At 65.6% G+C, this 8,485-nt stretch carries 9 protein-coding genes; all 9 read left to right on the forward strand.

Features of this window, described 5'->3' with window-relative positions:
• On the forward strand, nt 1–273 hold a 273-nt coding region (locus Q0J54_RS11575), incomplete at its 5' end, for an IMP dehydrogenase (RefSeq protein WP_296305885.1).
• A gap of 270 nt (nt 274–543) precedes the next feature.
• Nucleotides 544–2,091: a glutamine-hydrolyzing GMP synthase gene (gene guaA, locus Q0J54_RS11580; protein WP_296305893.1), complete on the forward strand. Its 1,548-nt coding sequence runs from the start codon at nt 544–546 to the stop codon at nt 2,089–2,091.
• 486 nt (nt 2,092–2,577) lie between these two features.
• Nucleotides 2,578–3,075, forward strand: coding sequence for a Sec-independent protein translocase protein TatB (tatB, locus tag Q0J54_RS11585; RefSeq protein WP_296305886.1), 498 nt, complete (start codon nt 2,578–2,580; stop codon nt 3,073–3,075).
• Nucleotides 3,072–4,499, forward strand: coding sequence for a twin-arginine translocase subunit TatC (gene tatC / locus Q0J54_RS11590; protein WP_296305887.1), 1,428 nt, complete (start codon nt 3,072–3,074; stop codon nt 4,497–4,499). The genes tatB and tatC overlap by 4 nt, the downstream gene beginning before the upstream one ends.
• Nucleotides 4,496–5,092 carry an imidazoleglycerol-phosphate dehydratase gene (locus Q0J54_RS11595; RefSeq protein WP_296305888.1) on the forward strand — a complete coding sequence of 199 codons (597 nt, stop codon included), beginning with the start codon at nt 4,496–4,498 and terminating at the stop codon, nt 5,090–5,092. Before tatC ends, Q0J54_RS11595 begins: the two co-directional genes overlap by 4 nt.
• Complete coding sequence (locus Q0J54_RS11600) at nt 5,092–5,751, forward strand: hypothetical protein (RefSeq protein ID WP_296305889.1); 660 nt, start codon at nt 5,092–5,094, stop codon at nt 5,749–5,751. Before Q0J54_RS11595 ends, Q0J54_RS11600 begins: the two co-directional genes overlap by 1 nt.
• Entirely contained in the window at nt 5,748–6,482 is a 735-nt protein-coding gene (hisA, locus tag Q0J54_RS11605; RefSeq protein WP_296305890.1) for a 1-(5-phosphoribosyl)-5-[(5-phosphoribosylamino)methylideneamino]imidazole-4-carboxamide isomerase, read from the forward strand. Before Q0J54_RS11600 ends, hisA begins: the two co-directional genes overlap by 4 nt.
• 738 nt (nt 6,483–7,220) lie before the next feature.
• Nucleotides 7,221–7,607 carry an SMR family transporter gene (locus Q0J54_RS11610; RefSeq protein ID WP_296305891.1) on the forward strand — a complete coding sequence of 129 codons (387 nt, stop codon included), beginning with the start codon at nt 7,221–7,223 and terminating at the stop codon, nt 7,605–7,607.
• Nucleotides 7,600–7,926, forward strand: coding sequence for a multidrug/spermidine efflux SMR transporter subunit MdtI (mdtI, locus tag Q0J54_RS11615; RefSeq protein WP_296305892.1), 327 nt, complete (start codon nt 7,600–7,602; stop codon nt 7,924–7,926). The genes Q0J54_RS11610 and mdtI overlap by 8 nt, the downstream gene beginning before the upstream one ends.
• Nucleotides 7,927–8,485 lie beyond the last annotated feature (559 nt).

Raw genomic sequence — 8,485 nt, forward strand, 5'->3', positions numbered from 1 at the left:
GGCAGCTCCGACCGCTACTTCCAGGAACGCAGCAAGAAGCTCGTGCCCGAAGGCATCGTGGGCCGCGTGCCCTATCGCGGTCCCGTCATGGACGCCATCTACCAGCTCATGGGCGGCCTGCGCTCCGGCATGGGCTATGTGGGGGCCCGCACCCTCGCCGACCTGCACGAGAACACCGTATTTTGCGAAATCTCCTCGGCGGGCCTGCGCGAAAGCCATGTGCATGACGTGGTCATCACCAAGGAAGCGCCCAACTACCGCATCGACAACTAGACCATATCAACCTCAAGCCTCCAGCCGGTTTCAAATGATTGATGGATGTACCACGCATGCTTGCAGCTTTTTGACGAACGCTCGCCGCATGTCTCGTCGCCTCTCCCGGTAAAAGCGCGCTGGGGAAGGGATGGGGGGCCTGGGGGGAAGGGAAACCCCTCCAGCGCCGGCGGAGGGGTTTCCCTTCCCCCCAGATAAACCGCGCACAGTGTCAGCAGGCCCCAGCCGTCGCGCCGCACCGTCCGCCGCACGGCACAGCCTCAAGGAAGGATCATGGCTCACAGCAAGGTAATCATCATCGACTACGGCTCGCAGGTCACCCAGCTCATTGCCCGCCGGGTACGCGAGGCCGGCGTCTATTCCGAAATACATGCCTGCAACGTCACCGCCGCGCAGGTGGCGGCCATGCAGCCACAGGCCGTCATCCTTTCCGGCGGCCCGGCCAGCGTGGGCGAAGCCGACGCCCCCGCGCTGGACCGCGGCCTCCTCGATCTGGGCGTGCCCGTGCTGGGCATCTGCTACGGCATGCAGCTCCTGGCGCACAATCTCGGCGGCCGGCTCGCCCAGTCCGAGACCCGCGAATACGGCCCCGCCGATCTGACCCTGACCGCGCCCTGCGCGCTCTGGGACGGGCTGGACGCCGCCGCGCCGAGCCGCGTCTGGATGAGTCACGGGGACAAGGTGCTCGCCCCGCCCCCGGGATTCACGGTCACCGGACGCACCCCCACCCTCGAGGTGGCGGCCATGGCCGACGAGACCCGCCACATCTATGCCGTACAGTTCCACCCCGAAGTACACCACAGCGTGGACGGCGAACAGATGCTGCGCAACTTCCTCTTCAAGGTCTGCCGCATCACGCCGGACTGGAGCATGTCCTCCTTCGTGGAGCGCGTGGTGAAGGAGATGGCCGAAAAGATCGGCGACAAGCATGTGGTCTGCGCCCTTTCCGGCGGCATCGACTCCACCGTGGTCGCCGTGCTGCTGCACAAGGCCATCGGCCACCGTCTGCACTGCATCTTTGTGGACAACGGCCTCCTGCGTCTCAACGAGGGGGAACAGGTGGTCAGCTACCTGCGCGAGCATTTCGACCTCAACCTCACCTTCGTGCAGGCCCAGAAGCGCTTCCTCGACCTGCTCAAGGGCGTGGAGGACCCGGAAAAGAAGCGCAAGATCATCGGGCATACCTTCATCGACATCTTCGACGAGGAGGCCAAAAAGCTCCCCGAGGTGGAATACCTTGCTCAGGGCACGCTGTATCCCGACGTCATCGAGTCCGTTTCCCACAAGGGGCCCAGCGCCGTCATCAAGAGCCACCACAACGTGGGCGGCCTGCCCGAAACCATGAAACTCAAGCTTGTCGAACCGCTGCGCGAGCTCTTCAAGGATGAGGTCCGCAAGGTGGCCGCCGAGCTGGGCATGCCGGACTCCATCGTCTGGCGTCATCCCTTCCCCGGGCCGGGACTGGCCATCCGCGTGCTGGGCGAGATCACCGAAGAACGCCTGCGCATCCTGCGTCAGGCGGACAGGATCGTTCAGGAAGAACTGCGCGAATCCGGCTGGTATCGCAAGGTCTGGCAGGGCTTTGCCGTGCTGCTGCCCCTCAAGACCGTGGGCGTCATGGGCGACGGCCGCACGTATGAGCATGTCATCGCCCTGCGCGTGGTGGACAGCGTGGACGCCATGACCGCCGACTGGGCCCGCCTGCCGGCCGATCTGCTGGCCCGCATGTCCGGGCGCATCATCAATGAGGTCAAGGGCGTCAACCGCGTTGTCTATGACGTCTCCTCCAAGCCGCCGAGCACCATCGAATGGGAATAGTCTCCCGGAGATGCCCGGCCTGACGGCGGGAGCGGTTTGCCTTTGAAAAAGGGAAGACCCGAGGTGGCGGCACAGCGCCGTCCGGCCAAAGGGAGCGGAAAAACCGCGTTTTTCCGCGAAACGGCAGGCCGTATGGGGTAAAACGCACAGCGTTTCACACGGAAAATGCTTATGACGGTGGGGAAGGCGGAGCCCGGGCTCCCCTTCCCCGCCTTGTCGTCGGCCCTCCGCCCCCTCCTGCCGCGGGAAAACAGACGTTTGCACGGCCCGCCTTTACATCAGCCCCTTGCTGGGCTAACCTCCTTTCTCCGCCGCCGTCCGCCTGCCGCCACGCGGCCGTGACGTTCCGTCAGCACCTGTCCGCCGCTTCCGGGGGGCCGTGCCGGCGGCAAGCCCGCGTCCGGTCCCGCTCACGCGGCCGGCAAGGCATGGAATACGCGCCCGTCGGCAAGGACGGCGCGAAAGAACGCGACGACAGGGGGTTACATGTTCGGAATAGGCAGCACGGAACTTCTGGTCATTCTGCTCGTGGCGCTGGTGGTGCTGGGGCCTAAGAGCCTGGCGGGCGTTTCCCGCACGCTGGGCAAGGCTATGGGCGAATTTCGCCGCGTCTCCACGGATTTTCAGCGCACCCTGAATGCGGAAGTCGCCCGCGAGGAAGAAGACGAGAAACAGCGCAAGGCCGCCGAGGCGCGACCGGCGTCCGCCGCCTCTCAGACGCGGCCCGCGCCGGAAGCCCCGCGCGGGGCCGACGCCGGACAGGAGGACTCGACGCTCGCCGCCACGCTGGAGACCACGGCGCGCCCGAGTGATACGGTGTCGTCTGGCGCGGCGTCGGCTGGCGCGGCGTCCGACCTGATGTCCGGCGCGCCGGTCCCCCCGCCGGGCAGCCCGCTGGAAAAGGCCGTTGCCGCCACACAGGCCGCCGCGCAGAGCGTGCCACCAGCGGCTGAGAACCGCCCTGCCGGGAGCGAACGCGCATGAAAACGGAGCTGACGCCGCCTCTGGCGGAAACAACGGATATTCCCGCCGCCGGTCAGCCGGAAACGACGCCCCCTCCCCCGCCGGCGGAAGAACGTCCCCGGCCGGAAGCGGCCCCGCTGGTGACGGCCGGGGCGGACGAGCGCCGGACGGAGGACGACTACGCATCCATTCGGGCGGCCGCACTGGCCATGAGCGGCACAGTCGCTCCAGTTCCCGATCCTGATGACGGCCATGATGCAGCCCCTGGCTCCGCCGGAGAGGACAGCCGGGATGCGCCCCCCGCACCGGCGGAACAGCCGGCAGGACCGGCCCCCGCAGCGCGGGAAGACGCCCCTGCCGGGAGCGCTGGCGCGACCGACGGCCCGGTCGTCCCGGCCGGACTGGACGCCATCCATGACGAGAGCCCGGACGTGCTGGCCGCGCAGGCTGCCGAAGTCGGCATGGCGGCGCGGGAAAGCAGGTCCGCCGATGAGCCGGCGTCTGATGGGGCCGGCGAAGCGGCCCTGCCCGCTCCCGGGACGCAGGTCATGCCCGCCGCCGGCGGTGATCATGGCGGCCAGCCGCCGCTCGACCCGCCCGCGGCGGAGGAAGAGGAGCCCAATCCCGAGGAAAAGCCCATGAGCCTGCTGGATCATCTCAACGAGATGCGCTGGCGGCTGGTGCGCTGCTTCATTGCCGCCGCCGTGGGCTTCTGCCTCTGCTGGGCCTTTGTGGAGCCCATCTTCGCCGTGCTGGTCAAACCGCTGCTGGCCGTGCTGCCCGCCGGCGGCAACGCCATGTACAGCACCATGCCGGAAGCCTTTTTCATCCGCATGTTCGTGGCCTGCATCGCCGGGCTTTTTGTGGCCAGCCCCGTCATCTTCTATCAGATCTGGGCCTTCATCTCGCCGGGCCTCTATGAGGAGGAAAAACTCTTCATCGTGCCCGTGGCCATCATCTCGGCCGTCTTCTTCGTGGGGGGAGCCCTGTTCTGCTATCACATCGTCTTCCCCTTCGCCTTTCAGTTCTTTATGAGCTACAGCACCGAGCAGATCAAGGTCATGCCGCGCATCAGCGACTATGTGGATTTCGTCCTCAAGCTGCTCATCGCCTTCGGCCTCATTTTCGAGATGCCGATCTTTGCCTTCTTCCTCTCGCGTATGGGCGTGCTGACGGCGGCCATGATGCGGCAGGCCAGACGCTACGCCATCCTGGGCATCTTCATCGTGGCGGCCATCCTCACCCCGCCTGATGTGCTCTCGCAACTGCTCATGGCCGCGCCCATGCTGGTGCTGTACGAGGTCAGCGTCATCGTAGCCGCCGTCTTCGGCAAGAAGCGGCGCAAGGCGGCCGAGGAGACGGAAGGGACCGAAACTGCCGCGGAAACCGAAGATGCCGCCGCTGATCCGGCCCGCGAAACGCAGGACACAGGGGAACGCGCATGACCACGGACATCCGTAGCGCGGAACGCAGCCGGCGCAGTGCGGAAACGGACATCAGTCTGCGGCTGGTGCTGGATGGCGAGGGCAAGGTGGACGTGCAGACCGGTTTCGGCCTGCTGGACCATATGCTGACCCTCACGTTTTTCTGGGCCGGCATGGACCTGACCCTGCGCTGCCGCGGCGACATGCACATCGACGCCCACCACAGTGCCGAAGATACGGCGCTGGTGCTCGGCCAGGCCCTGCTGGATGCGCTGGGCGACCGCAGGGGCATAGAACGTGTGGGGCACGGACGCGTGCCCATGGACGAGGCCCTGGCCGACGTCACCCTTGACCTGTCCGGCCGCCCCTGGCTGGAATGGCGGGGGGACGAGCTGCTGCCGCCGGTCATTGCCGGCGAGGAGCGGGACGTCTGGCGCGAGTTCTACAAATCCTTTGCCGCGGGCGCGCGCTGCAATGTGCATATCTCGTTGCTCTACGGCAAAAATGGTCATCATCTGCTGGAGTCGGCAGCCAAGGGGCTGGGATTGGCCCTGCGCCAGGCTGTCCGGCGTACCGGCACAGCCATCAGAAGTACCAAGGGAGGTCTGGACTGATGCGATCCCGTCTTACCGTCATGGCGCTGCTGGCGCTCTGCCTTGCGCTCGCCCTGGCGGCCTGCACCAAAAAGCCGCGCAGTACGGCGGATATCCCCCGCTCGCTGTCCCCGTCCTACAGCATTGCCGTTGCGCCCTTTACCCAGCCGATCACCACAAGCCAGCTCATCATGGGGCAGCTTCCCAAGGATCAGGGGCGCATCGCGCCCGAGATGCTGCCCGCCCTGGACATGACGCTGCGTGACGTGCTGCTGACCGAGACCAAACGGCAGTATACCTTCATCCCGCGTCATGCGCAGTTGCCCGACAAAATGCGCTACCACGACTCCAACCAGCCGCAGGCCCTGCCCGCCTGGGTCGCCTTTGCCAAGACCCTCAAGACGGATCTTCTGCTCGTGCCTCAGGTGCTGAACTGGCATCAGCGCGAAGGCTCCCGCGCGGGCGTGACCCGTCCCGCCCATGTGCGGGTGGAGTTCTTCCTGATCAATATCCAGCAGGGAACCGTCCAGGAACGCTCGGTCTATGACGTGGAGCAAAGCGGCCTGACGAGCAACCTTCTGGAGATCGGCGACTTCCTCAAGCGCAAGGGCGGCTGGGCCACGGCCGACGAACTGGCGCGCGAGGGCATGCTCAAGGCCGTAAAGGACTTGATGTTATGATCATCTTTCCCGCTGTGGACATACAGGACGGCAAGGCCGTACGCCTGCGCCAGGGCCGCGCCGACGAGAGCACCATCTTTTCCCCTGATCCGGTGGCGGCCGCCCGCCGCTGGCAGGAACAGGGGGCCCGCTGGCTGCATGTGGTGGATCTGGACGGCGCTTTCGACGGGCTGCCCCGCAGCCGTGACATCGTACGCGCCATCTGCTCCGCGCTGGACATCCCTGTCCAGCTTGGCGGCGGCATACGCAGCGAACAGATCGCCGCTGCCTATCTGGACGCCGGCGTGGAGCGCCTCATCATCGGCACGCTGGCGCTGGAACAGCCCGAAGCCTTTGCCGCCCTGTGCCGGCGCTTCCCCGGCCGCATCGGCGTTTCGCTGGACGCCGAGGCCGGTCGCCTCAAAACCAAGGGCTGGGTGGCCGATGCCGGTCTGACCGTGGACGATGTGCTCCCCCGTCTGCTTGACGACGGAGCGGCCTTCATCATCTACACCGACATCGAGCGGGACGGCATGCAGAGCGGGGTCAACTTCCCGGCGCTTGCCCATCTGGCCGAAGCCTCCTCCGTGCCCGTCATTGCCGCGGGCGGCGTGGCCACCCTTGCCGATGTGCAGGCGCTCTACCCCCTGAGCCGGACAGCTCGCCTTGAGGGGGCCATCAGCGGCCGCGCCCTCTATGAAGGGACCCTCGATCTGAAGCAGGCCAACGCCTGGATCGACGCCCAGAGCTAGGAGGCGGCATTTTTTCCGGGGGAAGGGAACCCCTCGCTCTGCTTCGATGCCCGTAAGGCTCCCGCGTCGCCTCACGGGCACGGCCGGGGCCGCCCGTCGGGTCGCTGCCGGCGCGGGAGCGGATTTCCCTTCCCCCGAAGCCTCCATCCCTTCCCCAGCGCGCTTTATTGAACGGGTGAGACGGCGTCGCGGCATTCAGGCTTTCTCCTCTCCCGCCGTCTGCTGTGAAGCGAAAGAAAATTTTTGCCGTGCCGCGATAAGCCTTGCCGGCGGACGCCTCCCCTCCCATTGCGCCATGCGCCCCACCGCTTTCGCATGCCGCCTGATCGCCCGTCTGCCGCACATTGCAATCCATTCCGGCCTGTGGTAAAAAAACATCATGTTTTTTGCCGGAATCTTTCCTCCCTTTCGAGCTTTCCATGCCTGCCGTGACGAACGCTACTGGCGTTCCTGTCTCTAAGTCTTCTCTCGTCATACGGCATCCGCTGCGCTGACGCATGCGCGCATGCGCCCCGCACCTGCCTTGTGGAGCGGCAGCGTGTGCCGTAGCGTCCCTTTTCGAGTGTTCCGCCCCTGACAAATGACAAACGCGAAGCGGCGGCACAGCGCCGACCGGCCCGAACCGCGTGGGAAACGGTATCTTTTCCCCGGGCGACAGACCGGAAGATTTGGAGCGCAACGCCGTTCCCACGGAAAATGCCTTGCTGCCCTCTGCGTGTCACGACGAGAGGAAACATCATGTCACCTACGCGCCCCTATCACTGGTTCTGCCTGCTGGCGGCCATTTTGCTGGAAGTCGGCGGCTCAATCACCATGAAGCTCTCCCAGCAGTGGGATCTTCCCCATGCGGCCTTGCTTGGCCTGGGCATCATGTGGCTGTGCATCGGCCTGTCCTATTACTATCTTGCGCTCTCCACCACCGGCCTGCCCGTGGGCGTGGCCTTTGCCTTCTGGGAAGGGCTCGGCCTGACGCTGGTCACGCTGGCCGGTTTTCTCGTGCTGGGCGAGCGTCCCGGCCTGTTGCGTCTGCTGGGCCTGTGCTGCGTGCTCGGCGGCGCGCTGCTGGTACACAAGGGAACCAGCCACGGCGATCCCGCGCCGGCAAAGGAGGCGCATCATGCCTGATACGCTCCTTCCGCTGCTGTTCGTGCTGTGCGCCGCCGTGCTGGACGTGCTGGCCAATCTGCTGCTGGCCCGCAGCGACGGTTTTCGTCGCCGTATCCCCGGGCTGCTTGCGCTGCTGGGCGTGGGCCTGGCCTTTTACTGCCTGTCGCTGGCCGTCCGCAGCCTTGACCTTTCCGTGGCCTATGCCATGTGGGGGAGCTTCGGCATACTGGGCACATCGCTGGGCGGCTGGCTCTTTTTCCGCCAGCGTCTGCGCCCCTGCGCCTTTGCCGGCATCGGTCTGCTCATCGTGGGCATGATCCTGCTGCACCAGGCCTGAGCCACCACCACGCCGCACCCGCACGGAAGACGTGCCTACGAATACCTACAGGCCGGACAGCAAAAACTGTTCGGCCTGTTCTTTTAGAGCATTCTCAGTTTGAAACGCTTCACGTATCAAACCCTACGGTCTGGCGTTTCGCGGAAAAAACGCGGTTTTCCGCTCACTTTTGGCCGGAAGGCGCGGTGCCGCCTGGCAAAGGCAAAACGCTCTCTCAAGCGTCTGGCTGGCTTGCGGTCAGGCGACACCTTCCCATGCTGCGAGGCTCTGTGTCTGGACACGTAAGTTTTTTGGGAAGGGAGGGGTTCGGGGAGGGGAACCTTTTGTGGCAGATTGTCAAACGAAAGTTGACACACAGAAGACCCCGTCTTTCCTCATTTTTTCCACAGTTGTCCTGTCACCGGACTTCTTGCGCGGGCGGTGGTTTATGAAGGCCATCGCCCGCGCTGTCTCGTGCTCCCCAAGGCCCCTGAAGTTTCGCATGCGGGGGAAAAATTGCCGGAGCAGGCCGTTTGTCCGCTCATTGAGCCCCCGCTCTCCGGGGCAGCCGGCGTGGCGG

Source organism: uncultured Desulfovibrio sp. (assembly GCF_944324935.1).
Classification (GTDB): Bacteria; Desulfobacterota; Desulfovibrionia; order Desulfovibrionales; family Desulfovibrionaceae; genus Desulfovibrio.

Bases quoted from the DNA above. Each gene is read 5' to 3' on its own strand.
- tatC (WP_296305887.1), top strand. From the start codon at position 3,072: ATGAAAACGGAGCTGACGCCGCCTCTGGCGGAAACAACGGATATTCCC.
- tatB (WP_296305886.1), top strand. From the start codon at position 2,578: ATGTTCGGAATAGGCAGCACGGAACTTCTGGTCATTCTGCTCGTGGCG.
- Q0J54_RS11610 (WP_296305891.1), top strand. From the start codon at position 7,221: ATGTCACCTACGCGCCCCTATCACTGGTTCTGCCTGCTGGCGGCCATT.
- hisA (WP_296305890.1), top strand. From the start codon at position 5,748: ATGATCATCTTTCCCGCTGTGGACATACAGGACGGCAAGGCCGTACGC.
- Q0J54_RS11600 (WP_296305889.1), top strand. From the start codon at position 5,092: ATGCGATCCCGTCTTACCGTCATGGCGCTGCTGGCGCTCTGCCTTGCG.
- Q0J54_RS11595 (WP_296305888.1), top strand. From the start codon at position 4,496: ATGACCACGGACATCCGTAGCGCGGAACGCAGCCGGCGCAGTGCGGAA.
- mdtI (WP_296305892.1), top strand. From the start codon at position 7,600: ATGCCTGATACGCTCCTTCCGCTGCTGTTCGTGCTGTGCGCCGCCGTG.